The organism is Methanoculleus chikugoensis (assembly GCF_019669965.1).
GTDB classification, from domain to species: domain Archaea; phylum Halobacteriota; class Methanomicrobia; order Methanomicrobiales; family Methanoculleaceae; genus Methanoculleus; species Methanoculleus chikugoensis.
Map to the genome: position 1 here is coordinate 1,988,229 of NZ_AP019781.1, position 23,772 is coordinate 2,012,000.

A 23,772-nucleotide genomic window follows, 5' to 3' on the forward strand; every position below is an offset into this window, starting at 1 on the left:
ATGGCATCTAAACGGCGACTCCGGCGGGACTACGGGCATACCGGAATCCACCGCTGAAACGGTCCCCCGGGCGGGAGAGAAGAGCGGTGCAGGGGACCGGCGCCGCACCATCCCGGATCAAGCCCGCAAGAAGGGAGCGGGCTGCCCGCGCAGGCCCGCTGTTCCCGAACGCTTGAGGTTCCTGCCCGTCACCCCCTTCCCCGGGGATACCGACCGGGTGCCTGAACCGGTACGGACGGCGGCGATCGCCGGGAACACGGCATGTTCTGCCGCCGGGCAGTCGTGGTTTTTAGAGGGGCCATCATGGGATTCGGCGAAAGGCCATTCACCCCCAATAACCTCGTGGTATTACTATTTATTCAAAATAAAGGCATATCGTTAAAATAACAAATGGAAAGGATTATTATAAGGCGGGTCTTAGAGTAGTTGCCTGTTGGCACGGTGTCCTCTGTTAAACCGGGTAACGCCCGTTAACATTCATCGCAATCCTTCAGGCGATCGTTACAAACTTACCGGATATCAATATCAGATCACGTCTCATTCCACATAACAGGTGTCTCATTACCAATTCAGTTCAATCCACACGCGTTACCTCCCATTTGACCGGCAGGGATGAGGGGGGGCAGAACAGGCGGTCACCAGTCTCCGGAGAGGGGAACGGCACGGGAAGATGTGAAACATCTCCCCGTGCCGCGGAGACCGGACCCCTATAACACCCCATGGCACGGGTCCGCCCGGCCGGGAAGCCACGCTCATCCGGGTGCGGTGATTCTCATTTAGCTGCGTAGCGACCGCGCTCGATAGGGCGCGTCCGCCGGGTTCATGCCGGAACCGGCGCAGCCTCTACCGAGTCCGCCACCCGCACGAGTTCAGTTTTGCCGAACATGTCGCCCGTAACCTGGTAGAAGTATTCGCCGTCACGCCAGCGGAGCTGGTCCTTCCCGCCGGCGGAGACGTACTCGGCCTCCCGGCCGTCGGAGAGGAGGACCGCCTCAGGCGTCCCGGGGAGCGCCCTTTCCTCCCGGTAGGGGTCGTGCAGCCGTTTCACGATCTCCAGGTCATTACTGCCGTCCGTGAACCGGAGTATGGTGTAGGCGCCGGGGAGATGCGCCCCTTCCCTGAAGACGTACCCCCCCGGGAGGGAGGACGGCATCTCCACACCAGAGCGCCGGGCATCCTCGATATCCCATAAGAAGAGCGGGGTGATCGCGGCCGTCGGCATCGGCCGGACCTCGACACCTGCCGGCGGGTCGAAGGCGAAGAGGTCGTCCGGGAGCCCGGTGTTCGCCAAAGGATCGGTGTAATCGGCTGCGAGGATCAGGTTCCCCTGGTTGCCGTACATCTCCAGGCCAAGGAGGAGCCGGGTCTCGGCGTCGATCCGGACCTTGAGGCGGTGCACCGCCTCCCGGTAGCGGGTGGGCGCCTCGAAGAGTTTCGAGTCACCCGCAACCTCAAGGAGATAGGCGGTGCGGCCGTCGACGATCTCGGTGCCCCGGTACGAGGCGTTCTCTTCGGCAAGCGACTCCGCGACCGTCTCCGTATACCCCCGGACCCCCTCCGCCCAGCCGGGGTAGGGCGGTTCGGAGAAGGCGGCATTCATATACGGCCCGGCGACCGTCAGCGCCGTCTGCGTCGCCGGGTCGTAGCGCCATTTCCGGGTGCCGTTCGAGACGACGACGGTTCCCGCGAGGTCTGCGGGCTCGAGGTACTCGAGCCGGTAGCACCCGGGGTCTTTCCGGAACAGCCTCGCGGTGACGTTCTCGGAACCGGCCGCTACCGATACGGTGGCGGAGAAGTCCATCGCCTGCTCCTCCGCCGCGACGAACCGGGCGGCGATCTCGTCCGCCGGCGGCGGGTCCGCGGCGGCGCCGAGGCACCCGGCGGTGCAGGCGAGGGCGAGGAGGAGCGAGATTGTCAAATGCTTCATCGGCAGGCCGCCCCCGCCACGATAAGGAGCAGCCCGACGACCGGCATGAGGAGGAGGGCATACAGGGGTCCGACAAACTCCATGACGCCCGGTGCGGGCACGGGAGGGGGGATGAGGAACGCACCAAAGGCCAGGAAGAGCGAGACGATGCCGAGGATCGCGACGACGACGGTCGGCATCCGCACCCTCTTCCGGCAGTCGTCCGGGAAGGAGGAGAGGAGCAGTGCCGCGGCCGGGGGGAGAAGGAACATGATCTGGAAGGCGGGGTTCCCGGAATGATCCGGCACAGCCCGCGCCGCGACCCCCGTCCAGAGCAGAAGAGCAGTACAGACGGCCACGAACGGGATGCCCCGGAACCACCGGGGCGACTCGCGCCGCATCGCACGCAGGAACTGAACCGACCCGGCGAGCGAGACGAGCGAGAGCAGGAATATGACGCTCCCGGAGCCGATGGAGCCATGGGATGCGAGCGTCACCAGCATGACCGCCCAGAGGAAGAAGAAGACCGCGCTCGCGGCGATGAGCGGTTCGGGCTTCATCCCCGCCTCACCCCGCGGCAGAGGAGCACGATCCCGCAGGCAGCCGTCGCCGCGAGCGTCCCGAACCCGGGGGCGCGAGCGGGCGCCGTCCACCCGTTCTCCCCGAACGACCGGGTCGTGCCGGCGAGGACATAGCCGCCGTCGTCCGTCGCCGCAAGGGCCGAGATATCGTCGGTCGCATCACCGCCGAAGGAACGGGCAGCCGTGACGTTTCCCGTATGGTCCAGGAGCACCAGCCACCCGTCGTGCGGCCCTCCGGCGTAGACCGTGCCGGTGAAGGCATACTGCCCCGGAGACGGCGCGACCGCCGACGTGACCAAGATGCCGGGAATCTCCGGCGTCACGGTCCAGGCGACATTCCCGGTCCCGCCGATCTTGATGAGACAGGGGCCGGGGAAGTCGCTTCCGGGGCGGAACGCCCCGCCGACGACGAGGTAGCCGACGGCGCCTCCGCCGGGGATTTCGAGAAGAACCGCGCCGGTGCCGCCGTCCATCCCGTCAAGCGTCTTCGTCCAGAGAACCTCCCCTGCCGGATCGGTCTTGAACAGCCGGATGGGCACGGCGGTCCCGGAACGATCCGCTTCCCAGGGGTTCCTCACCGCGACGAGGTAGCCGCCGTCGATCGGGGTCGGTATGACGCTGTCCACAAGCCCGGAACCGTTGCCGCCGATGGACCGGCTCCACTCCTCTCTCCCATCGCGGTCGACCCGGACCAGCCATGCGTTGTCGGTCCCGGACGTCCTCTTCCCGCCGAGGATGAACCCGCCGTCACCGGTCATGGCGACCGTCGAGAAGAGCCCGTCCCCCGGGAACGTCCGGCTCCAGACCTCCCGGCCGTCCGGCGCGACCTTGAAGATCCAGGCGCTGCGCGTATCCTTCTCCGGCGTCCATCCGGTGCTCCCGGCGACGATGTAGTTGCCATCGTCGGTCGCGACCACGGCACGCACGCTGTCCCAGTCCGGCCCGCCGTAGGTCTTCCTCCAGACCTCGTTGCCGTCGGCGTCTGTTCTGATCAGCAGGGCGTCCCGGAACCCGGTGTTTCCGGCGATCAGGTATCCCCCGTCGTCCATCTGGAGCACCGACGCGACGTCCGCACTATCCCCGCCGGGGTAGGTCCGGTTCCAGACTTCGTTCCCCCGCCCGTCCGTCTTGACGAGCCAGACAGAGAGATCGTACCAGGTGGCCTGCGTGCCCGTGGGCGTGGTGGCAAACGCCTCCGCCATGGCCCGGGCGATCTCGGCAAGCCGGGCGTTCTCCTCGTCGGTCAGGACCGGGTTCTCCCCCGCCGACGGGTCGAACGCGATCCGGGTCACCGCACCCTCACTCTCGTGTACCACCGGATACTTCCGCCAGATCTCACGGAGGGACTCCTTCAACGCCTCCTTCTCTTCGGCGGAGCGGGGGGAGCGGTCGATGTAGCCGAGCAGGTTCTCCCGCTCGTCTTCCGTCCCGGCGAGCATGACGTAGTAGGGCGACGCCCGCTTCACCGCGTCGTCGATCTCGATCCGGTCGACGGGGGCCTCCACCGGGCTCTCGGCCGGGCGGGGGGTCCCGGCAGCTGCCGCCGGGAGGATGAAGAGGCAGAGGATGAGGATAACGTGAAGATACTTCATGGGAACACTCCGGCCTCCCAATTTCGTCAAACATCGGTCCGGCACGTCTGCCGGCAGAACGGAAGGCCTATTAATGAGCGATGGGGGAGGGCGCTATATATCTCTTCTGTGCGGACCATCTACCCTGCAGAGCAGCGGTCAGACTTCGAATCTGTGCCGGGCCTCGTAGCGGCGCCACGGGAAACCCGTCTCCGAAAGCCCCGCCTCGATATCAATCGTCAGGTTCTCCGTCCTGTCCCCATAAGATTGGAGGAGGAACGGGATCATCATCGCCCCGTTGCCCTGAACCCCCGTATCCGGGATCTCAAGAATGCTCCCGTATCCGCCGTCGGTTGCGTGCTGAAAACGGATAACCGGAAAATCGCCGCCGAGAGCCTCCAGGTATGCCTCCGTGGAACCCCGGATGCCGATCGTCACGCTCTCGATACGTATCCCTGCACGATCCCCGAGTTCGACAACCAGTCGTGCCCGGCCGGAAGCGGGGAGCGGTTCATTAAGCACCGATACGGGGAAGACCTCCCTGCCGTCATGCAGAAATATTGCCGTTTTCCTGAATTCGTCACCGGTGGCATCGTATTCGGTCAGCTGAACCGGAGGGACGAGGAACGCGAAGACCAGTCCCGCCGCAACGACCGCGAGAGCCACCGCCCCGAACCGGTATGCGCGATTCACCCTTCACGCCTCCTCCGCGCTCGAACGGCGAGCAGCCCTCCCGCGAGCGCAAGGATGCCCATCCCGGCGGAGAACCCGGGAGCGGTCCGGGCCTGCGGCGGCTCCGGCTCCAGTTCCAGGTCGAGCCGGTTGGTGATGTTCTCGAAGACGACCTCCCGGTGCAGGGGGAGGTAGCCCTCCTTCTCGACCGATATGTTCTGTCCGTAGCCGAATGCGTTCTCGACCAGGTAGCCGCCGTCGCCGGCGGTCCCGGTCGTCACGGGATGCGGCCCCCAGGCGAGCGGGAGGACTGACTCGGACCTCACCGTTGCGTCCGGGACCGGACGGCCGTCGGCGTCCTTCACCGTCCCGATCACGGAGATCCACGGCGGCGGCGGGATATCGACGTTGACGTAGACGTGCAGCGCCGCCTCAGAGGTCTTCCCCAGGTTGTCGATCAGGGTCACGGTGATCGTCTCGTTGCCTTCCGCGACCGGGACGGTGCAGGAGAAGTTGGTCGCGTTCCCGCACGAGACCATACCTGCGCTGCTCTCGACCACGACGTCCCGTATCCCGTTCGAGGCCTCGGCCCGGCCGACGACCGTGACCTCGGGCGGGACGAGATCGCTCCATACCGTCTCGTACTGCTTCGGTGAGGTGATCGAGAGGAACGTCGAGGTCTCGACCGGTTCCTCCCCGGCGCTCGCCGGGGCTGCCGCCATGAGCAGCGCGAGAATGCAGAGGATCGTCAGAATAGTTCGTCTCATAGTCCGGCTCCTTGAAAGAGGGATGGGAAGGGATCGTTTATACCCTTTCTGTGCCGTCCGTCTCCGCGTACAAAACTCTCTCCGCCAGGGCGATCTCCCGGGGAGGAAAGACGACCAGCGCCCGGGGGTCCTCGTCGATGGCGGTCGGCGTCCGGTTTCCGTCCGGCGGGTCCCTCGGGTAGATCTCGATGGTGTTCCAGACCTCCGTGGTGGCAAAGGAGATGAACTCCAGCGGGCGGAGGGTGCCGTTCTCGACGGCGTAGATGTTTCTGTAGGTGTCGTCGTAGGTCCGGTTCTGCTCGTGGTAGAAGACCTTCAGGCTCATTCCCTTCGTGCCGTAGGAGATTTGATCGAACGGAATCTCATCGAGGGCAGCGAGAGCCCCGAGCGGGTGGGCGTGGGGAGGGCGGTGATCGAGTCGCTGGGACGAGAGGTAGGCGCTCCCGTTCTGGAGGACGAAGGCGGAGTGGACCCAGGACTCCCCCTCCATATCGGCAAAGAACGCGAATTGGATGTAGGTGAACGAGCCGTTCCTATCGAACTCCATGACGAGCATCGGCGACTTTGCCGTCTCGTTCTCGAACGGGATCTCGGCCTCCATCGCCTCCCAGATCTCGATGAACGGGGGGTCGTACTCTTCCACCGGGAGGACGGGGACGGTCTCGTAGTGAATCATCTCATAGCCGGGCGGGACGTAGGAGGCACGCCAGAAGACGAAGATTACCACGATAACGATGCCGAGGATAAGCCACCGGTCTCTCATGCGGCGACGCTCCCGGCAATAAGGTAGCCGCCGTCCGCCGTGCCGATGCCCCGGAACGAGTAGAGGTCGAACGGCTGCTCCTGCCGCCAGACCTCGCTGCCTGTGACGTCTCTGCCGACGAGCGTGACGCCCGTACCGGCGGCGGTGACCGAGAGGTAGCCGTTCTCTGCCGGGATCACGGCACCGCCGCTGCCCTCGATGGCATGGTGGCCCGTCACCTCGCCGTCGTCGTTGAGCGTAGCGAGGTGGCCGTGGCTGACTCGTTCGGTGCCGCCCCAGAAGTTCCCGGAGTGGGTCACCGACCGGTAGAGAACCGCGAACTCTCCCGGCGCTGTCTCCCGGACACCCAGGAGTTCGTTGAACCCTCCGCTCCCGAAGTCCCGCGTCCAGAGGACGGTGCCGTTCCCGTCCAGGCGGACGGCCTGCGGGCAGGTCTCGACATCGCCGCCGGCAGAGGCGCTCTGTCCCTCTACAAAGACGAGCACCCCACCCCCGGGGGCCTGATAGATTGGATGGTAGTTGATGCCGCCGTCGAGCGAGACCTCCCACAGCCGGGTGCCGTTATCGTCAAAGCAGGCAATCTTATCCTCCCACGCCGCGACGTAGCGATCGCCCTGAGCGAGGAGGGAGACGGGCACCATCCCCTGGTCTTCGCCGGCGAACGACCGTTCCCAGAGCACCTCGCCCCCGGCACCGACCCGGACGATTCCGGGCCTCTCCGTTGCCGCGAGGAACTCCCCGCCGTCCGCCGGGACGAGCGCGGTCACGCGGCCGAACCCGGCTTTGATGGCCAGCCGGTCCCGGGCGTCCCCGCGGTCGCCGTAGGTGAGGATATGCGCCGTGCTCCCCTCCCGGCCGTACTCCGTGACCGCGAGAGCGTAGCCTCCCGGGTACTCGATGAGGACGTCGGGCTGGTCGTAGGCGGCGATATCAACCCGCGCCTCCCACTCGACGTCGCCTGCGGCGGAGACCTTGAGAACCAGGATGTCGGTCTTTGGTGCGGGCTCCCCGCCGGAGTAGGGCGCGGGCGGGATGACGCCCGCGGCGATGCCGGCCGTCGCAAGGAGCGGCGGGACGACGAGGAACGCGACGGCGACCGCCGCAACCGGGAGAAGGTCGCGGTACGGCCGCTCCGGGTCGAGGAACGACGCGACCAGTCCCCCGAGCCCGGCGACGAGCATCGTGCCGCCGACGAGGAGGAGAACCTGCCCCGGGGCCGCGACGAGCGACTGGACGAGGTAGGCGGGGTTGCCCGCGAAGAGGAGCGTCCGGGCGGCGAATCCGGCGACCGCGCCGGCGAGGAGCGCGGAGAGGAGCCGGGCGCTCCGGGAGGCGGTGCCGCCCGCGTAGACCGCAAGAAACCCGGCGAAGAAGAGGACCAGCAGAACCGAGACGAAGGTCTGCGTGATCCCCACCCCCAGGAGACCCTGGTTGTAGGCGGACGCGGCGCTCCAGCACCGTGAGAGCGCCTCCACCACCCCGAGGACGGCCGCCCCGGCAAGGAATCCGATGCCGACCGAGACGGCGGCGATGCGGCGGCGATCCGTTCCAGGCGCCTCTCCCTCCATCATAGGGGAAACTGGGACGCGGGATTATATACGGTTTCTGTGCCGGCCGTCTACTCGCGAGCCCCGGTTTTCCCTGAAGCCGGGCAGGAAGGGGCGCCGGCAAAACGTAAAAGTAATGCTTCCTCACTCCGATTCCTGGAGTATGCGACGCTGGCCGGCTGCCGTAATCCTGATCATCCTTCTCTCTGCCTTCCCCTCCTGCGCAACCGCGGGCTATACGGTCATGCCGGCCGGCGACTACATATCCGACCGTCCGCCACAGGATATGACGCCCATCGAGTGGTGGCAGGTCCCGCCCCAGATCCTGATTACCAGCCTGCTCATCGGAACCGCGCCCGAACTCGTGGTCGTCGCGAACGTCCTGTTACTGTTGAACGTCTGGCTCTTCTTCGGCTACCGCCGGATTGCAAAACGCGCCGCGCTCGAGCACGAGACCCGGACGGCGATCTACGACCACATCCGCGCTCACCCGGGCATCCGCCTCGGCACCCTCGCCGAGGACCTCGGGATAAACCGGGGAACCTTACGCTACCACCTCGGGATACTGCAGGAGTTCGGGATGGTCGCCGCCGCCGCCGTCGGCGGGCAGACGGGATACTTCGAGAACCGGCAGAGGTACTCCCCCCTCGAAGCGAAGGTGCTCATCCACCTCAAAAACCCGAACACCCGGGATATCCTCTTCACGCTGCTGGAGGAACCAGGGGCGTCGCGGCGGGACCTTGCCGAACGGCTCGGGATCACCGCCTCGTCGGTCTCGTGGCACCTGCGGCGCCTCTCAGGCGACGGGGTCGTGCTCCGGGAGAAGAGCGGGGCGGACGTTCGGTATACCCTCTCGGGAGATTCGGCAGCGTTTGTCGGGGAGCGGGTGGGCGGCAGTCATACGGCGGAATAACTTCGACGGCGATGAGGTGGGCGGCGTTCCGGGCCGAGATGACGTCACCCGGGGAGTATTCTGCACCGGAGCCTCACCTGCGCTCACCGCAAATTCCGCTTCGGCCGCAGACCGAACTGTGCCGTTTACGACGCATGCGGTCGAAGATGAGAACGTCACCCTCACCGGGGAAGAGCCGGGCAAACCTCACCGGATGTTGGTTTGCACCGTCCGGACGGCAACCCTTTGCAAACATCAACGCCCGGCCGGCCCGGGGGGTGCGTTGTAGGCGACGTTGTACGCCCAATCGCAACCGGTCGAGAGAAGCGGTTCCGATATCCCGACGGGGGAGAGCCGTTGCTCCGCGCCATCCCGTGCGGTGCCCGGCTGAACCCTCCTACGGAGCCTTACTCCTGACGCTGAGCCTTTCCGACTCCTCGTACTCGACGCACTCCTCGAGCGCCTCCTTCCCGACCGCCTTCTCGGCGGCACCGATCGTGACCTTCGCAATCTTCACGAAGACCTCCGGGTAGCGCTCGTAGAACCGTTCCGTGACGATATGGCGCCGCCGGCTGATCTCCGTCGTTACGGCGTAGGCCTCGTTCTCCCGGATACCCAGCCCACGCGCTCTCTCCAGCAGTGCTTTGTGGAGTTCTTCGGCCTCGCGGAGTTCTTCGCGGAGCTCCCGGATGTAGCCCTGCAACGCATAGGCCTCGTCGAGGAGGCGGTCGTCGGGGATCTCGTCGGGGGTGCGGGGATGGTCCGGGGTGCCCGATTGCACCGCGGGTTCAGGGTGCTCGCCGCCGGGAGTTGCCGCCGCGTCCCCTGCAGCGAGCATCCTCCCTTCTCCGGCCATAGCGGGCGGGCATTCCGGCACTTCACCGCCGGGCCGACCGCTCCGGCGGCTACCGATCGCAGCGATGAATATCTCGCCGAACTTCTGGAGTTTCGCATTCCCGACGCCGGGGATAGCCGCAAACGCTTCGAGGCTCTGCGGATACCGGCGAGCCATCTCTTTCAGGGTTCTGTCATGGAAGACCGCGTAGGGCGGGATGCTCAGGTCATCCGCAAGCCTTTTGCGGATGACTCGCAGGTCCTCGAAGAGTTCAGCGTCAAAAGGCCTCTCGTCCCGATCTTTCATTCCCCCACGTGCCCGGGACTCTTTCGGGCTCGCAAGCCGCACGTTCTCGTCGCCGGAGAGGATGGCCCGGCTCCGCTCGTTTACGGTGACGACCGGATACCGGCCGGAACTCTGGTCCAGGTAGCCCGTTGCTATGAGTTGCCGTATGAACGAAGACCACTGATCGCTTGAGTACTCGCGCCCGGAGTTGTACGACGGGAGATTCTGGTGACCCCTCGCCAGGATTTTACTGTTTTTTGAGCCGGCGAGAAGATCGGCGATGTGCGTTACGCCGAATGTTCCCGGCAGCCCGGCGATGCAGGTCACGATCTTCTCGGCGATCTCCCGCCCGTCGATGAACTCCCCCGGCACCAGGCAGATGTCGCAGGCCCCGCACGGCACGCCGGTGAAGGTCTCGCCGAAGTACCTGAGCAGGTGTTCCCGGCGGCACCGGACGGTCTCGCAGAAAGCTATCATATCGTTGAGTTTCCGCACGGTGAGCGAGTAGAGATCCGGACGGTCCAGGCAGTCGTTCTCAAGCGCGATCAGGTTCTTTCGCCGGTCTCCCGGGCTGTAGAAGAGGATGCAGTCGCTCGCTTCGCCGTCCCTCCCTGCACGCCCGGTCTCCTGCGCATACGCCTCCAGGCTCCTGGGCATGTCGTAGTGGATGACGAACCGGACGTCGGGCTTGTCGATCCCCATTCCGAATGCGTTCGTTGCGCAGACGACGTCGATCTCGTCCCGGATGAACTGTTCCTGCACCCGGTGGCGGTAGTTGTCCGGCAGGTCCGCATGGTAGGGGAGGGCGCGGATCCCGTCGTCCCGCAGCCGCTCCGCGATCTCTTCCGTCCGCTTCTTGCTTGAGAAGTAGATGATCCCCGACCGGTCCGGGTTGCTCCTCAGGTAGTCGATGAGTTGAGGATACGCATCCTTCTTGCCGGCGACGGCGTACTGGAGGTTCTCGCGGTTGAAACTCCCGACGTAGACCGCAGGGTCCGCAAGGTTGAGCTGCCTGACGATGTCCTGCCGGACTTCGGGGATCGCGGTCGCCGTCAGGGCGATCATCGGGACATCCGGGAAGTTCTCTTTGAGGACACTCAACTGCCGGTACTCCGGCCGGAACTGGTGGCCCCACTCGGAGATGCAGTGGGCCTCGTCGACGGCGACGAGGGTCACGCCCGCCTCGCGGAGGGTGGCGAGGAACCGCGGCTGGACGACCCTCTCCGGCGAGACGTAGAGCAGGCGGAGCCGCCCCGCTTCGAGGTCCGCGAGGGTCCGGACCATCGCATCGTAAGGAAGCGAGCTGTTCAGGGTGGCCGCGGGGACCCCCTGCGTCACGAGCGCGTCGACCTGGTCCTTCATGAGCGAGATCAGGGGCGAGACGACGACGGCAAGCCCGCCGGTCACGAGGGCCGGGAGCTGGTAACAGAGGGATTTGCCCCCGCCGGTCGCAAGGACGGCGAGGACGTCCTTTTTCCGGAGGATGTCGCGGACGATCTCTTCCTGGAAGGGAAGAAACGAGGAGTAGCCGTAGTATTGTTCGAGCGCTGCGTAGAGGGGATCCATTTGAGAGAGTGGTTACATCCGCAGTGATAAGAGGGTTGCCAACTACCCCCGGGTTCTAATCCCTGCCGTACGCCCGACCGGGAGGGCATGCAACGAAGTTGAGGAGACCGGTCGCATGGGGCCGGGACAGGGTGTGCACCAGAAGCGCCGCACCAAACCATCCCGAACCGGTTGCAGACCGGGACACCCTCGTCACTATCCATGCTTACCAGCGCTCGCCGGTCGCGGCCGGGTCATCACGGAGAGCCCGCATCGCGGACCTGAGAGGAGGCATATCATCCCGGAATATGCGTCTCCCTCTCCAGTATAGATACCCCGGGTACACCGGTTCGTGGTGGCCTTTCCGGCGCCGATCGGTGAGAACATGAGGACGTTCGCGGCCGTGCTCTACAGAGAAGAGGGTATGTACGTCGCGGAGTGCCCGGAGGTCGGCACCGTCAGCCGGGGCCGGACGGTAGAGGAGGCTGTAGCCAACCTCAAAGAAGCTACGGAGCTGTACTCAGAGGAATTCCCGCCGGAAGACGGAAGAAGGCCGATCGTCACGACGTTTGAGGTGACCGAGGGTGCCCGGGCTTAAGCCGGTATCGGGCGAGACTGTGGTGAACGTACACCTGAAAAACATCTACGAAAGCGGCGAGTTGACCCGTGATGCAACTGTTAGAAAATACCTAACAGTTCAAATCGAGGGTGATCGTGAAGTTTCACGGACTCTCTGGTGCTACGCACCTTCGTCACTCAAAAACCCCCTGGGGTTTCTCAAACTCCGCCTGCCCCTGGCGGGGCACGCGTCGTTAATCGCACCCGGCGGTGCTCAAACTCAGGTGCTACGCACCTTCCTTCACCTCACCCCCTCCCGGCCGTTCCACTCGCGGACCAGCCTCGCATAGCACCCCTCACAGACCTTAGCCTGCGCCTCCCGCGAGCGGTAGACCGCCTTCCCCGTCCCGCAGACGTCGCACCGGCCGAGTTCGACCTTTGTTCTCTCGAAGAGACGGTGGTCGAGCATCCCCGGGAGCGGCTGCACCTTCGCCGGCCGTTTTGCTCTCTTGAGACAGTCGTAGCAGAGGTAGAGCCCTCCGCCGCGTTTGACCGACGACGTCGGCCGCCGGCCGCAGATGTGGCAGGGCTCGTCCTTTGCGACCGGGAGGGGGATGTAGTCCGCGGGGGTGACCGGAGGCGGCATTGGCAGCACGTTGGCAGCATGCTGGCAGCAGGTGCTGCCAATGAGTGCGGCCATATCCCTGCCCGGATCTACGCTTCCGCCTTGATGCACGGAATTTGCCGATTCATTGGCAGCAGTGCCGGAAACACAGGCACCCCGACCGTCACCGGAAGCCTCCTCGCCCGTGCTCTCCGTCCTCTCATTCTGCTGTACATAGAGGTGCATAGATCGATCTATCCCAGGGTTCTGAACCTCGTTCCAGGAATCCTCGTTGTTCCGGCAGTTCTCTTGTTGGCAGCAGGTGCTGCCATTCTGCTGCAATCTGCTGCCATTGCTGCCACCGTCCGGGTCGTCATCCAGCCAGACCGAGGTTCCCCCGCTCCAGGCCCGGTAGACCCCGACGTCGAACGTGAAGTACTGTTCCCGGCGGCGAATCATGACCCCGCCATCATCGCTCTGTGTTACCGTGGCGTCGTAGAGGCTGATCGCGGGGCACTTCTCCAGGAGACCCGAGTACGGTGTTCCCCGGCTGACGTAGCCGTTCAGGAGCCGCCGGGTCTGATAATAGGAGAGGCCGAGGGCGCTCTGGAGCTGCCGGACGGTGAAGACCTCGACCCCCATCTGCGCGACCGTCGCGAGCGCCGCCGCCTCGTTCTTCGTCAGTTTGGTCTCCTGGCCCCCGGCCGTCCCGGAGAGGGCGGCGTAGAGTTTTGCCGCCGCCACGAAGTCCTCCGGCCGGGCGATCACCGCCCCGTCGCCGTCGCGGTCGCGCTGGAGGTAGAAGAGCCGGGCCCGGCACTTGATCAGGTCAAAGAGCATGCCCGGGTTTCTGCGGTTCTGGGTCGTCGAGGACTGGATCCGCCGGGCAAACGGGATCCGGACGGTGAGGACATCGGCTTTGACGGCTTCCCAGATCGCCCGGCAGGTGAGGATATCGTCCTTTGCCGGGCCGCGGCCGGCCGCTTCCGCCTCCTTCATGTGCTCAAAGACCCGCTTATCTTGCTCGACGGTGTCGTCGATCCAGGCCGTCAGCATCCGGTTCATCACCTGGTCGTCGCCCATATCCTCGACCTTCGCGAGCCACCAGACACACCGTTCCGGGATGGTGCAGACCCGGAGTTTCCGCTCGGTCGTGAGGGTTCGGTGCTCGATCGGCTCCCGGAAGTTTGCGGTCGCGGATTTGAGAACTTCTTGAAGATCGACGGAGAGCGAGACGTCGTCGAAGAGGAGGACGGTGCCGGGCCGGAGGTCGTCGTCGTAGTAGAGCGCCTTGTCGGATACGGTGCCCCTGAGCCGGTAGGCTTCCGGGACGAGGTTCTGCATCGTCGTGCAGGCGTGGGTCTTGCCTTTGCCTGAGTTCCCGGAGACGGCGACATGCAGCCCGTTCGTGTTCTCGACCGACTGCGAAGCAAGAGACATCGCGAGACACTCCGCAACCGTCCGGTCGCCGACGTGGCTCTTGTTGAAGGTCCCGAGGAGGAAGGCGAGCGGGTCGCCGTTCTTGAGGATCGCAAGGGCACGCTCACGGTACGTATCCTCCGCAACGGTAGGAGGAGGCGCCGGCTGCTCCTCCTGTCCCGGCCCCTGCTCCTTTGTTCTTATCCGCGGGCTTCGCTTCTTTCGCTCATATATCCCCCGGAGTTCCGGCCAGCGCTGGGCGCCCCCGCCGCAGCTCGCGTGGTGGCAGCCGGCGAAGACAGCGCCGTTCGCAAACTGGATCGCGAAGGCGCCATCCTTATGTGCCGCCGAGAACGGGCAGCTCTCGAGGGTGAAGAGGGTCCCGCCCTGGTAAGGCCGTGTGCTCCGGACGGTGATCCCGTGCTCCGCGAGCCAGGCGGCGAGGTCGATGCCGGGTCCCTTCTTTTTCGGTTCTTCACGGGGGAGGAGTCCTACGAGATGCTGCAACCGCTCCAGGGGAACGACACCAATCTCACCGGGTGCAGAGAGGATCCTTGCCCGCCGGTGCGGTCGCTCCACTGTGTTGTCACCCTTCCGCGAGAGCGTCCCGTAGAGTTTCCAGATCCTGGCGGCGTTGTGGTTCGCGGTATCGACGGTGACGGCCTCGTTCGAGAAGAGGGCGTCGAGGGTGGCAAGCGCACCCTTCACGACCTCCGTTGCCGTCTCGTCGTTTGGAAGGTCGATCCTGTACAGGAGGTGCGCCCCGTTCCCGGAGTCGGCCCGCACCGGGTCCGGGAACCCCTGCTCGGCGAGATAGCCTGCGATCCGCTCCGCTGCATTGAGCGCCGCATTGTGCTCGGCATCCGTCGAGGAGACCCCGCTCGGCCGGACCGGGTCGATGTCGACCGGGAGCCAGCGCCGGCGGAGGATGTCGGCGTCGGCCGTGGTCGCGTCTTTCCGGGAGAGCCGCATCTTGATCCGGTTTGCCCTGCGGGCGAGGAGAGCCCGGTTCACATCATTGAGGGTGACATAGATCCCGGCGACCGCCGGATCGGCGTCGAGGGCCTCGACCCGCTCTACGAGCAGAGTATAGTCGTCGAAGTAGCCGGAGTGGGCGACGCCGTCGGCGAGCGCCCGGACTTCGATTACGCCGTTGGCGAGGAGCCCTACGGCCCGGCGGAGTTCCTCACTCATAGAACTCCACCTCGATAAGGGGAAAGAGGGGAGCGCTTGCCGCCTCCCCGCGGGCGACCCGCTGGAGGCTGACGAGCGGGACAATCCAGGACCCGACGCGAAGGCGGAATACCACCGCCCGCCCCGCGTGGTTCACAGCCGCATGCCCCTCGATCGTCACGGACGAGGTGACGATGCTGCCCGTCCGCCGCACCCGCTCCCGCGTCACCGGGGCAGGCCGGCCGGAAAAGATCAGGCTTCGCAGATCCTCGGGTGCAATCCGGCAACGCTCCGCCTCGACATGGACGATGAGCCCGCCCGCTGCGGTGCAGGCAAGGGTACCCGGCTCCATCATGGCCGCCCCCGCTCAACGTTTATTAGATACTGGTGGTTCCGGGTCCGCCGGACGGTGATCTCGCGGACCGCCCGGCCGTGCCGCCGGATCTCGTCCGCCACCACCCGCGGGACGAGGAAGAGCGGGACCGGGGAGACGTTTATCTCTTCCGGGACAGAAATACCAGTGGCGGCCTGGCGGAGCGCGTGGTGGCACTTCAGGTCCGGGCTGCCGCCGCTGGCTTTCGGTTCGGTACCTCCCGGATTCCGTTTGTCCGGGGTTGCTTCTGGTTGCATTTCCTGTTACTCCCTGCACCGGCGTTCTCTCCGGCGCATACACCATCATCGGGAACTGCCGGTTAAAAGGGTGAGTCAACCATCCCGGAAAAAACAACAGGCTCCATATAAGCCTTGCTTTATTGCAACCGTTCAAAAAAGGAGTATCTGATGAGGAACTCCAATCCCGGGCAGGACCCGGGATTTCCGGATCTCATGCCCAGTTCGGGATCTTGCAGGTTTTGTCCGGGGCTTTACAGGCGGCGGCCACGTCGCCGGCATTGTATCGGAGCCGGACCTCCCTCCCCCGGCCCGCCCCGGGCACGAGATCGACGATCCCGGCCTTCGTGAGGGCGTTGAGATGCTCGTGGTAGGTTGTCTTCCCGACCGGGAGGTACTCCTGTGCGGCCTCGAAGACCGCCCCCGACGCCATATCCGCCCCGTCACGGGATCGCTCCGCGATCCAGCAGGCGAGTGCCCGCTCGGCCTCCGAGAGCCTCGTAGCACGGGCCCGAAGCGCCGGCGCCGTGACCGCCCGGGCGGCTGCGGTGACATCGGCGTGGGTGACCCGGCGGCGGCCGTCCTTCTCCGCCCGGAGGGTTGCTTGCCGGATGAGGTCGATCCCGACCCGGACATCCTGCTCGCCGGCGGCGATCTGCGCGATCCGGTCGATGAGCGGAGCCGGCAGCACCCGGGGGTAGAGACCCTGCCGGACCCGGTCGGTCAGGATCTCGCGGATCTCGGTCCTCGAGTAGGGCAGGAAGGTGATCTCGGTCGGGTGGAAGACCGACCGGACGCTCGCATCGGCCTCGGCTCCGAGGTTCAGGCCGAGGTTGCTCGTGACCGCGAAGACCCCTGCCTTCCGGACGTCCCACTTCTCGTAGAGCCGGAGGAGCTGGTAGAGGAGGAGGTTGTAGGTCCCGGCCGGGATGAGTTCGTCGGCGTCGTCGAGGCAGACGACGAGCGCGGCGTTACGGTCCTGGAGCCGGGAGGCGATCCCCTCTTTGACATCGTCGAGGTACCGGCCGGCCAACGGCGCCGGGTAGCCGCAGACCTGTTTGAAGATGCTCCCGTAGACGGCGAGCGGGGTGTGGTTATGCCGGCAGTTGACGTAGACCGGGATTACCTGTTGCGTCTCTTCGGCGACCTCACGGAAGATCCGGCGGACGGTGGTGGTCTTCCCGGTCCCCGGCGGGCCGCGGAGGACGGCGGAGAGGACGCTCCCGCCCCGGAGGGCCGGCCGGAGGAGGAAGGCGAGTTCCCGGACCTGGGCGTCGCGGTGGTGGAGGTGGTCGGGGAGATACGTGAACTCGAAGACGTCCGGGTCGCGAAAGAGGGTCTGGTCGCTGCGGAGAAGAGGGGAATGCGTCATAGGGGAGAGTGGAGAAGAGTCAGTTGATAACAAGGAGCCGGGCGCAGGATGAAAGTGAAGGGGGCAAAAGCCCCCTCAGTCCAGCGAGCCGACGGTGTCGGCCCAGGCCTCGACCGCGTTCCGGATGGCGTCGTCCTGGTAGGACGAGATCCGGACGGTCTTTCTGGTGAAGGTGACGTAGTAGTCGTCACCGGACGGGTCGTGGCACTTGAGCTGCGCGTAGTAGGTCTCGCCGGGGGCGTTCCGGACGGCCTCGCCGCCCATCGCGGCCTCGAGGGCCGCGTTGCCCATGACCTCGGCGGCGTTCGCCTCGAACGCGGCGATCGTCGGGGACTGGATCGAGACGGTCCCGACGCGCTTGCCCTCACCGTTGAGGAAGTTCACCTTCGCGGTGTAGTGCTCGCGGTTGCGGACGACCGCGGCCACCGGCTGCCCGTCGGCGCCGGTATACCCGACGCACCCGAACGGGTTGTCGTCGATGACGCTCTGGATGAGGTTGTTAAACGACGTTACGCTGGCGATCGGGACGGCGAGGTCCCGGACCGCCGTTTTGTTCACGGTAGTCTGCACGAAGTCTGCCATGGTTGGCTCTCCTTGCCTGCCAGGCTTCCCGGGAATGTGACAGACAACTATAGGGTCGACCCGTAAGGGTATCAGTCTGACTTTATCGGGGAGGGTGGATTGGGGATAGGACGGAAAAAGGCCTCAACAAAGGTGTAGGCCATGGAAGCGGTTCTCATAACAGACTACCAGTTGGGAATGTTTTTGTTTTCGGAAGAGAGAAGTGATTCACAAGGGAAGAAGAGACGTGAATCGCAGCAGAGATAGGATCATCAGGTTGGTAGATCAGGATTCGGTCATCATCTCCTACCATGCCCGGGTCAGGATGTATTGATGCGTAACATCTCCACCGATGACCTCTTTTTAGCGATCAGGGCCGGTGAAATTATCGAATCATATCCTGATGACGAGCCCTGTCCCTCCGCACTCATGCTCGGCTTTATACGCGACCACGCATATCATGTAGTACTTGGTATCTGCGACGATCATCTCCGGGTCATCACCGCCTACATGCCGGATGATGAACATTGGATCGATGCGCGAACGAGGAGAGAGAAAGAATGATTCCAGAGAGATGCACCCTCTGTAAAGGAACCCTGCAGGAAGGAAAGACCGAGTTCATTGCACGGGTCGGGGATGAGATCATCGTCATCCGGGATGTCCCGGCCTTCATCTGCGACCGGTGCGGCGAGGCATACTACAGCGCGGAGGTCTCCCGCAAGATCGATGCCGTGATGAAAGATTTCCATAGCGGCAGGCTTTGCTGCCGGCCTCTCGCGGCAGGCGAGGTTGAACTCACCGGGTGAAGCCGGAAGGCGCGGTGGCTTTCGGACCTGACACACCATCCTCCAGCCGGTCACGGCCGGATGCGCAACGCTCCGCCCTTTTTTCTGCACATAACCGTTACGGTCAGGCTTTTTTTCTTTCCCCTCCTACTGTTCTCCAGGAGGGGTACCAGGATGACCGAGGAGAAGACCACCAGGGAGCTCGTTTACGAGACGAACCGGGACGTGAAGTGGATCTGCCGGATGTTGCAGCGGATGGAGGCCCAGGACGAGGAGTTTGAGGCCCGGATCCGGGCGCTGGAGGGCTGGCGGGCGGAGAAGGTGGGCGAAGAGCGGAGGGTCTCGACGATCGGCGCCGGGGCGGGCGGGGTCGTGGGTGGGGTGGTGGCGGTGATTGTGAAGGTGCTCGGCGGGGGGTGAGTCCAGAGAGACTGGATGAGTCACTGTTCCATACGATGTTTCCTGTGCATAGTTACACCCCGCCGGAGAGGAATACGCGGTAGAAGGACATGGCGTCTTCGCCCTGCCGTTCGGCCCCCGGTTTGCCCGGAGTACGGTTGGGGGCATGCCGGCTGCAATCGGCGGGAGACGTGAGCCCATTACAAAACGCCCATAGTGGTAGTTTCAGGGGATTGGATGCACCTGCTCTGGTTTCGAGTATTCACTGCAACCATGGATGAGCCCATTATGGGCCAATTGATGATCCCTTTTGACCTACGTTGATCCTCTACGATCCCTCTACCGTTGCATACCTCAGCGAGTAGCGCACGCCCGCTCCTGCCGTCCCCTCTTTACGGAAAATTCCTCGTTAAACAAGATCTGTAAGATCCCGTGTTGCGGTTGACTTCTTAACACTTTAGAGGTGCTGATATTCCTGATTTGAGATGGAGCCCCCGCTCTTCAGGTAGTGTATGGAGGCGATCTGCCGCTCATTCAGCCCGAGCGAGTCGAGTCGCTCTCCATATGCGGAGGACGGTTCTCACACCCGTGGTTATGGAAATAGTTATCTTTCTCCCCGGCGACCGTAGAATCATTGAAATGAAATAGTACTCAGGTGGAGGCTACCTGAATGAATTTGCGGCTCACTGATGATGAGATCGATGCGTTACTCAGAGAGGCCAAGCCGCTGCCGGGAGATTTCTCCAGGAGATTTCGCCCTAAAGAGAAGGGCGGCCATAAGGAGTACGAGATCGGTATAGAAGGTGCGAATCAATCCCGGTTCAGGTTAATATTTCGGCAAAGTCTATTCAACTCGCTGGACTTCTCCGTGATCCTCGGCTATATCATTCCAAACACAAACCAGGTGTTCCGGCTACGCCGATATAACGGGAAAAGTCACGAACACACGAACAGGCTTGAGCAGGAGAAGTTTTATGATTTCCACATCCATACTGCAACAGAGCGCTACCAGACCGCGGGCTGGAACGAGGATGGGTATGCGGTTCCGACAGACCGGTACTCGGATCACCACGGCGCGCTGAAGAGCATGTTCAACGACTGCGGGTTTGAGGGTTCAGCGGTAACCACGAAGGATCTTACCGACTGGGGGATATAACCGATGGCAATCGAGGCAATCGAAGAGGAGTTTCGGAGGAAGGTCTGCAGCCAGATCCATCTCCGCCCGGAGGGTATCAACCGGTATCGGGTCTTCACACCGTTTGTCTTTGACGATGGGGATAACCTCGCGATCGTCCTGAAGGATGAGGACGGCGCCTGGACGCTGACGGATGAGGGGCATACCCTCATGCACCTGACCTACTCGATCGACGCAAGGGAGTTAGAGCGGGGAACCCGCCAGAAGGTGATCGCGAGTGTGCTGTCCCGGTTCGGGCTGGAGAACAACCGGGGCGAGCTCGCTATTCACATCACAGGCGACCGGTTTGGGGATGCCCTCTGGAGTTTCATCCAGGCGCTGATCCGGATATCGGATCTTACGTATCTGTCGAGATCGCGCGTCTACTCCACGTTCCAGGAGGATCTCCGTGCGCTCATCGAGGAGGCTGTCCCTGAGGGGCGCAGGGAGTTTGACTGGCACGATCCCGAGCATGATCCGGAAGGGAAATACACCGTTGACTGCAGGATCAACGGCATGCAGAGGCCGATCTACATCTTTGCGCTCGCGAACGACGACCGGGTCCGTGACGCGACGATAAACATCCTGCAGTTCGAGAAGTGGGGGCGGCCCTTCGTCTCGGTCGGCATATTCGAGGATCAGGAGGAGGTCAACCGCAAGGCCCTCGCGAAGTTCAGCGATGTCTGCGATAAGCAGTTCTCAAACCTGCCGGGGAACAAAGACCGGATTATGCAGCACCTCCGGGATATGGCCGGGACGGCTTCCGGCTGAGGTTGCAGCGGTGTCCCGCTCTGCCCGGGGGAGGAATCCCCCTTTCATCACGTGGAGGTGATCCTATAATTATAAGGCCTCTCGGATAAATCCGGGGATCATGGTATTCCGGGAAATTGACGACGATCTCTGGGAGATTGTTCAGAAATACCTCCCCCCAACGAAGCCGCACATTGGCCGCCCGCGGTGTGACCTCCGCGGGTTGATCAACGGCATCCTGTACGTTCTGACCACCGGATGCTCCTGGCTCGATGTTCCAACGAACTACGGCACCAAATCGACGGTTCATCGGTACCACCTCGAACTCTGCGAGAGAGGAGTGTATCAGGCGATCTTCCTCGACCTGCTCCGAACCGGGTACGAGATCAAAAAAATCGATCTCTCCCATTGTGCGACAGATACCAAGGATATCCCGGCAAAAAAAGGGGATCGACCGGCTATGATGGCTATAAAAAGACAAAAGGGAGCAAGCTGAGTGCTCTGGTCGATCGGCATGGTCTCCCACTTGCCTGCATGGTTGCACCGGCCAATGTCCATGATTCCCGGCTCTACGAACCAACCCTCGAAGCATTCGAGATTCCAAAGGTGCAGGATTGTCCTGCGGTCATCTCGGCAGATGCGGCCTACGATGCCCGGGAAATTCGTCAGTACAACCGGAACCAGGGAATCAAGAGCAACATCCTGGTCAACCGAAGATCGCGGAAACAGCCGAAACGAGGGAGGCCATTCTGGTTTGATCCAGAACTCCACAAGAAGCGCAACGCAGTAGAGCGGTTCTTCAGCTGGATTGAAGCGTTTAAGAAGATTGTTCCACGATATGAGCGGTATGAGCACTCATTCATGGGCCTGATCCACCTGGCATGCAGTGTCATGATCGCGAGAATATTGGGATGACCTCATTATCAAAAAGATCTCCAACCAACAAAGCCGGACATCGGCCGGCCCCAATGCGACCCCGCAGACTGTTTAGCAGCATGCTGTAGATTCTGAATACGGCTGCCGCTGGCACGATGTGCCGTCGACAGCACCAAATCAGCTGTAAGCCGGTAAATCTTGAATTATGCGAGCAGGAAGGGCGCCAGGCGATCTCTCTCACCCAGCTCCACGACCCAACCCTGCCCCTTCAAGCGGGATATCGCGGTCTCGCTCCCCAGGTTCCGAGACCCAAGAAGGGTCTAGCAGGAACAGGCCTTCAGTTATCCCACTGAAAAGTACGCCAACCACACCCATGAAGAAGAATGAATAGAAACATTTATAGCCCTGTACTTCCTTGAAAAACTTGTTATATATGGCATTTTTCTGGAAGAAAAACAAGACTTCTAGTGTTCAAGAATCAAATATTGCTTCAAGGAAAGATGTAACTGCGCCACCTCATCCCATAATAAATCAGATAATGTATGAGATGAATATAAGCCAGGACAATATAGTTAATATTCGATTAAGCAACCTCCTTAAAGGCCTTGGATATGAGTCATATAATGACACTGCTCTGCAGGACATTCAGCTATATCTGCATAAGTACAATTTATTTGCGTATTTTCCACTTGACAAAGATCTCGATTGTAATGATACCCTAAAAATCATGTCACTCAATTCCCCTGTTTTTCGGTCAGGGGGCATCACCAAATCTAACTACTCAGAACCAAAGCGCTCCACTCAGCATGCTATACAAAATGCAGTGGATGCCACCGTTCAAGTGATTACGGACAAAGGAACCGGATCAGGGTTCATTGCTCATGAAACAGGAATCGTTGTCACAGCATTTCACGTTGTGGCTTCCCGAGCACATTCAGACCGCCGTGTGTTAATCCGCCAATACGCGGAAAAAGAAAATGAAGAAGTTTCGGAGGCCATCATCGTTAAAGGTCACCGAAAACTCGATTATGCACTATTATGGTTGCTAGAAGACGAACGATACACTCCGCTTCCTATCGGAAATCCACGAGACCTTCATTATTCTCAAACCGTTTACGCCATTGGCTGCCCTGCAGGACTTCCAAATACTATTTCCAAAGGAATTGTGGCAAACCCATGCGTGAAACACAACGAAGTTGAATGCATTCAGTCCGATGCAGCGATCGATCATGGCAACTCAGGCGGTCCGCTCATTAACGAGCAAGGAGAGGTAGTTGGAGTCAACCTTTGGGGCATAGGAAACTACGATGCTGCTAAATTTTCCATTCCCATAGATTATGTTCTTGAAGATCTCCGAGATGCTGTTGCCTACGGAAAAAGTCGCTCACTGAGAACTCTTCTATGCCCATCATGCGGGTTTCTTGATTACAACTGTAGGAGCGATTGGTTCTGCATAAATTGTGGGTATCAGTTCCAACTCGATTGATAAATGTAGGTGTCGTGTTAAAATGAGCAATCGCACTTCAAAACGAGTAAGTGAATTTGAGGATGTCCATATAGTCACAGATGATATTCCTTACGAGACATTGTACAGGGTCAAATTATTTTTTGAATCTGAGATAGATCAGTTTATGAGGGAAATTGGATATGGCGACCCTGAGCGGTACACCGACGAGAATGGTTGGCGGACAATTCGAAAGGGATCTGCCATAGGTATGGTAGGCATAACAATCGAAGAGAAATCGGTAGTATTACATGCCCATGCATTCGTAATGCAACTCCCCTCTGATAGGGATCTAATTGTTCCCCTGATGAGGGAGTTACTAGAGATTAATGCCACTATTCCAAACGAGAGTCGTTTTGGGATAAACGGCAGTTATATCATCGCTGGCATCACGAAGTCGATTACCAAATTTGAGGAAGATCTAGTTCCTTATGCAATTCATAATGTAATGTCACTTGCAGATGACTTTGATGACTATCTGATCGCTAAATATGGCGGAACATCCAAATCAAGAGGATAGTTACTTAAAATGCAGGAATTTAACATCAAGTACTTTCAACTGTATCAATCTATTTCCTGAAAAGTATCTTTAATTATCCCACACGTTAACCACCAAATATTTTC

Annotated in this window: 24 protein-coding genes; 11 read left to right on the forward strand and 13 right to left on the reverse strand. The window is 62.0% G+C overall.

Features of this window, described 5'->3' with window-relative positions:
* Positions 1–820: 820 nt before the first annotated feature.
* The 7 genes from MchiMG62_RS10010 to MchiMG62_RS10040 form a co-directional block, all read right to left on the reverse strand.
* Positions 821–1,927 carry an outer membrane lipoprotein-sorting protein gene (locus MchiMG62_RS10010; RefSeq protein WP_221056832.1) on the reverse strand — a complete coding sequence of 369 codons (1,107 nt, stop codon included), beginning with the start codon at positions 1,925–1,927 and terminating at the stop codon, positions 821–823.
* Entirely contained in the window at positions 1,924–2,466 is a 543-nt protein-coding gene (locus MchiMG62_RS10015) for a hypothetical protein (protein WP_221056833.1), read from the reverse strand. The genes MchiMG62_RS10010 and MchiMG62_RS10015 overlap by 4 nt, the downstream gene beginning before the upstream one ends.
* On the reverse strand, positions 2,463–4,079 hold the full coding sequence (locus MchiMG62_RS10020) for a PQQ-binding-like beta-propeller repeat protein (protein WP_221056834.1): 1,617 nt from the start codon (positions 4,077–4,079) through the stop codon (positions 2,463–2,465). The genes MchiMG62_RS10015 and MchiMG62_RS10020 overlap by 4 nt, the downstream gene beginning before the upstream one ends.
* Positions 4,080–4,217: 138 nt before the next feature.
* Positions 4,218–4,751: a DUF8121 family protein gene (locus tag MchiMG62_RS10025; protein ID WP_221056835.1), complete on the reverse strand. Its 534-nt coding sequence runs from the start codon at positions 4,749–4,751 to the stop codon at positions 4,218–4,220.
* A complete protein-coding gene (locus MchiMG62_RS10030) occupies positions 4,748–5,497 on the reverse strand; it encodes a peptidase associated/transthyretin-like domain-containing protein (protein ID WP_221056836.1) in 750 nt (249 codons plus the stop codon). The genes MchiMG62_RS10025 and MchiMG62_RS10030 overlap by 4 nt, the downstream gene beginning before the upstream one ends.
* Before the next feature lie 37 nt (positions 5,498–5,534).
* Positions 5,535–6,260 (reverse strand): hypothetical protein, encoded by a 726-nt coding sequence (locus MchiMG62_RS10035; RefSeq protein WP_221056837.1) that lies wholly within the window; start codon positions 6,258–6,260, stop codon positions 5,535–5,537.
* Positions 6,257–7,831 (reverse strand): outer membrane protein assembly factor BamB family protein, encoded by a 1,575-nt coding sequence (locus MchiMG62_RS10040; RefSeq protein ID WP_221056838.1) that lies wholly within the window; start codon positions 7,829–7,831, stop codon positions 6,257–6,259. The genes MchiMG62_RS10035 and MchiMG62_RS10040 overlap by 4 nt, the downstream gene beginning before the upstream one ends.
* 139 nt (positions 7,832–7,970) lie before the next feature.
* Here MchiMG62_RS10040 and MchiMG62_RS10045 point away from each other — a divergent pair, with 139 nt between their 5' ends.
* Positions 7,971–8,720 (forward strand): winged helix-turn-helix transcriptional regulator, encoded by a 750-nt coding sequence (locus tag MchiMG62_RS10045; RefSeq protein ID WP_221056839.1) that lies wholly within the window; start codon positions 7,971–7,973, stop codon positions 8,718–8,720.
* Positions 8,721–9,096: 376 nt separating this feature from the next.
* Here the strand turns inward: MchiMG62_RS10045 and recQ are convergent, their stop codons facing one another.
* The gene (gene recQ / locus MchiMG62_RS10050; protein WP_221056840.1) at positions 9,097–11,385 is read right to left on the reverse strand and encodes a DNA helicase RecQ; all 2,289 of its coding nucleotides are present in this window, start codon (positions 11,383–11,385) and stop codon (positions 9,097–9,099) included.
* 364 nt (positions 11,386–11,749) lie between these two features.
* Here recQ and MchiMG62_RS10055 point away from each other — a divergent pair, with 364 nt between their 5' ends.
* The gene (locus MchiMG62_RS10055) at positions 11,750–11,962 is read left to right on the forward strand and encodes a type II toxin-antitoxin system HicB family antitoxin (protein ID WP_054848290.1); all 213 of its coding nucleotides are present in this window, start codon (positions 11,750–11,752) and stop codon (positions 11,960–11,962) included.
* Between the two features lie 261 nt (positions 11,963–12,223).
* Here the strand turns inward: MchiMG62_RS10055 and MchiMG62_RS10060 are convergent, their stop codons facing one another.
* The 5 genes from MchiMG62_RS10060 to MchiMG62_RS10080 all read right to left on the reverse strand — a co-directional run bounded on the left by MchiMG62_RS10060 (position 12,224) and on the right by MchiMG62_RS10080 (position 17,681).
* Positions 12,224–15,139 carry an MTBMA_p00010-related P-loop-containing protein gene (locus MchiMG62_RS10060; RefSeq protein ID WP_221056841.1) on the reverse strand — a complete coding sequence of 972 codons (2,916 nt, stop codon included), beginning with the start codon at positions 15,137–15,139 and terminating at the stop codon, positions 12,224–12,226.
* Positions 15,132–15,473 carry a hypothetical protein gene (locus tag MchiMG62_RS10065; protein WP_244987681.1) on the reverse strand — a complete coding sequence of 114 codons (342 nt, stop codon included), beginning with the start codon at positions 15,471–15,473 and terminating at the stop codon, positions 15,132–15,134. Before MchiMG62_RS10065 ends, MchiMG62_RS10060 begins: the two co-directional genes overlap by 8 nt.
* On the reverse strand, positions 15,470–15,748 hold the full coding sequence (locus tag MchiMG62_RS10070) for a hypothetical protein (RefSeq protein ID WP_221056842.1): 279 nt from the start codon (positions 15,746–15,748) through the stop codon (positions 15,470–15,472). The genes MchiMG62_RS10065 and MchiMG62_RS10070 overlap by 4 nt, the downstream gene beginning before the upstream one ends.
* A gap of 193 nt (positions 15,749–15,941) precedes the next feature.
* On the reverse strand, positions 15,942–17,099 hold the full coding sequence (locus MchiMG62_RS10075; RefSeq protein ID WP_221056843.1) for an AAA family ATPase: 1,158 nt from the start codon (positions 17,097–17,099) through the stop codon (positions 15,942–15,944).
* Positions 17,100–17,174: 75 nt separating this feature from the next.
* The gene (locus tag MchiMG62_RS10080) at positions 17,175–17,681 is read right to left on the reverse strand and encodes a hypothetical protein (protein WP_221056844.1); all 507 of its coding nucleotides are present in this window, start codon (positions 17,679–17,681) and stop codon (positions 17,175–17,177) included.
* Positions 17,682–17,993: 312 nt separating this feature from the next.
* Here MchiMG62_RS10080 and MchiMG62_RS10085 point away from each other — a divergent pair, with 312 nt between their 5' ends.
* From MchiMG62_RS10085 to MchiMG62_RS10125, 9 genes are all read left to right on the forward strand, one after another.
* Positions 17,994–18,224, forward strand: a complete 231-nt coding sequence (locus tag MchiMG62_RS10085) for a DUF4258 domain-containing protein (protein WP_243671073.1) — start codon at positions 17,994–17,996, stop codon at positions 18,222–18,224.
* The gene (locus MchiMG62_RS10090) at positions 18,221–18,466 is read left to right on the forward strand and encodes a type II toxin-antitoxin system MqsA family antitoxin (protein WP_054848606.1); all 246 of its coding nucleotides are present in this window, start codon (positions 18,221–18,223) and stop codon (positions 18,464–18,466) included. Before MchiMG62_RS10085 ends, MchiMG62_RS10090 begins: the two co-directional genes overlap by 4 nt.
* Positions 18,467–18,619: 153 nt before the next feature.
* Complete coding sequence (locus tag MchiMG62_RS10095) at positions 18,620–18,865, forward strand: hypothetical protein (RefSeq protein WP_221056845.1); 246 nt, start codon at positions 18,620–18,622, stop codon at positions 18,863–18,865.
* A 649-nt stretch (positions 18,866–19,514) separates the two neighbouring features.
* Positions 19,515–20,000, forward strand: coding sequence for a hypothetical protein (locus tag MchiMG62_RS10100; protein ID WP_052379696.1), 486 nt, complete (start codon positions 19,515–19,517; stop codon positions 19,998–20,000).
* Positions 20,001–20,003: 3 nt separating this feature from the next.
* On the forward strand, positions 20,004–20,789 hold the full coding sequence (locus MchiMG62_RS10105) for a DUF1828 domain-containing protein (RefSeq protein ID WP_221056846.1): 786 nt from the start codon (positions 20,004–20,006) through the stop codon (positions 20,787–20,789).
* Between the two features lie 100 nt (positions 20,790–20,889).
* Positions 20,890–21,264 carry a transposase gene (locus tag MchiMG62_RS10110; RefSeq protein WP_221056847.1) on the forward strand — a complete coding sequence of 125 codons (375 nt, stop codon included), beginning with the start codon at positions 20,890–20,892 and terminating at the stop codon, positions 21,262–21,264.
* Positions 21,177–21,683 carry an IS5 family transposase gene (locus MchiMG62_RS10115; RefSeq protein WP_221056848.1) on the forward strand — a complete coding sequence of 169 codons (507 nt, stop codon included), beginning with the start codon at positions 21,177–21,179 and terminating at the stop codon, positions 21,681–21,683. Before MchiMG62_RS10110 ends, MchiMG62_RS10115 begins: the two co-directional genes overlap by 88 nt.
* A gap of 394 nt (positions 21,684–22,077) precedes the next feature.
* On the forward strand, positions 22,078–23,130 hold the full coding sequence (locus MchiMG62_RS10120) for a S1C family serine protease (protein ID WP_221056849.1): 1,053 nt from the start codon (positions 22,078–22,080) through the stop codon (positions 23,128–23,130).
* A gap of 22 nt (positions 23,131–23,152) precedes the next feature.
* The gene (locus tag MchiMG62_RS10125; protein ID WP_221056850.1) at positions 23,153–23,668 is read left to right on the forward strand and encodes a T3SS (YopN, CesT) and YbjN peptide-binding chaperone 1; all 516 of its coding nucleotides are present in this window, start codon (positions 23,153–23,155) and stop codon (positions 23,666–23,668) included.
* The last annotated feature ends 104 nt before the right edge of the window (positions 23,669–23,772 follow it).

What these genes read in the sequence shown, in the direction of transcription:
- MchiMG62_RS10010 (WP_221056832.1), bottom strand. Translation starts at nt 1,927, where the DNA reads ATGAAGCATTTGACAATCTCGCTCCTCCTCGCCCTCGCCTGCACCGCC.
- MchiMG62_RS10015 (WP_221056833.1), bottom strand. Translation starts at nt 2,466, where the DNA reads ATGAAGCCCGAACCGCTCATCGCCGCGAGCGCGGTCTTCTTCTTCCTC.
- MchiMG62_RS10020 (WP_221056834.1), bottom strand. Translation starts at nt 4,079, where the DNA reads ATGAAGTATCTTCACGTTATCCTCATCCTCTGCCTCTTCATCCTCCCG.
- MchiMG62_RS10030 (WP_221056836.1), bottom strand. Translation starts at nt 5,497, where the DNA reads ATGAGACGAACTATTCTGACGATCCTCTGCATTCTCGCGCTGCTCATG.
- MchiMG62_RS10035 (WP_221056837.1), bottom strand. Translation starts at nt 6,260, where the DNA reads ATGAGAGACCGGTGGCTTATCCTCGGCATCGTTATCGTGGTAATCTTC.
- MchiMG62_RS10040 (WP_221056838.1), bottom strand. Translation starts at nt 7,831, where the DNA reads ATGATGGAGGGAGAGGCGCCTGGAACGGATCGCCGCCGCATCGCCGCC.
- MchiMG62_RS10045 (WP_221056839.1), top strand. Translation starts at nt 7,971, where the DNA reads ATGCGACGCTGGCCGGCTGCCGTAATCCTGATCATCCTTCTCTCTGCC.
- recQ (WP_221056840.1), bottom strand. Translation starts at nt 11,385, where the DNA reads ATGGATCCCCTCTACGCAGCGCTCGAACAATACTACGGCTACTCCTCG.
- MchiMG62_RS10055 (WP_054848290.1), top strand. Translation starts at nt 11,750, where the DNA reads ATGAGGACGTTCGCGGCCGTGCTCTACAGAGAAGAGGGTATGTACGTC.
- MchiMG62_RS10060 (WP_221056841.1), bottom strand. Translation starts at nt 15,139, where the DNA reads ATGAGTGAGGAACTCCGCCGGGCCGTAGGGCTCCTCGCCAACGGCGTA.
- MchiMG62_RS10065 (WP_244987681.1), bottom strand. Translation starts at nt 15,473, where the DNA reads ATGATGGAGCCGGGTACCCTTGCCTGCACCGCAGCGGGCGGGCTCATC.
- MchiMG62_RS10070 (WP_221056842.1), bottom strand. Translation starts at nt 15,748, where the DNA reads ATGCAACCAGAAGCAACCCCGGACAAACGGAATCCGGGAGGTACCGAA.
- MchiMG62_RS10075 (WP_221056843.1), bottom strand. Translation starts at nt 17,099, where the DNA reads ATGACGCATTCCCCTCTTCTCCGCAGCGACCAGACCCTCTTTCGCGAC.
- MchiMG62_RS10080 (WP_221056844.1), bottom strand. Translation starts at nt 17,681, where the DNA reads ATGGCAGACTTCGTGCAGACTACCGTGAACAAAACGGCGGTCCGGGAC.
- MchiMG62_RS10085 (WP_243671073.1), top strand. Translation starts at nt 17,994, where the DNA reads ATGCGTAACATCTCCACCGATGACCTCTTTTTAGCGATCAGGGCCGGT.
- MchiMG62_RS10090 (WP_054848606.1), top strand. Translation starts at nt 18,221, where the DNA reads ATGATTCCAGAGAGATGCACCCTCTGTAAAGGAACCCTGCAGGAAGGA.
- MchiMG62_RS10095 (WP_221056845.1), top strand. Translation starts at nt 18,620, where the DNA reads ATGACCGAGGAGAAGACCACCAGGGAGCTCGTTTACGAGACGAACCGG.
- MchiMG62_RS10100 (WP_052379696.1), top strand. Translation starts at nt 19,515, where the DNA reads ATGAATTTGCGGCTCACTGATGATGAGATCGATGCGTTACTCAGAGAG.
- MchiMG62_RS10105 (WP_221056846.1), top strand. Translation starts at nt 20,004, where the DNA reads ATGGCAATCGAGGCAATCGAAGAGGAGTTTCGGAGGAAGGTCTGCAGC.
- MchiMG62_RS10110 (WP_221056847.1), top strand. Translation starts at nt 20,890, where the DNA reads ATGGTATTCCGGGAAATTGACGACGATCTCTGGGAGATTGTTCAGAAA.
- MchiMG62_RS10120 (WP_221056849.1), top strand. Translation starts at nt 22,078, where the DNA reads ATGGCATTTTTCTGGAAGAAAAACAAGACTTCTAGTGTTCAAGAATCA.
- MchiMG62_RS10125 (WP_221056850.1), top strand. Translation starts at nt 23,153, where the DNA reads ATGAGCAATCGCACTTCAAAACGAGTAAGTGAATTTGAGGATGTCCAT.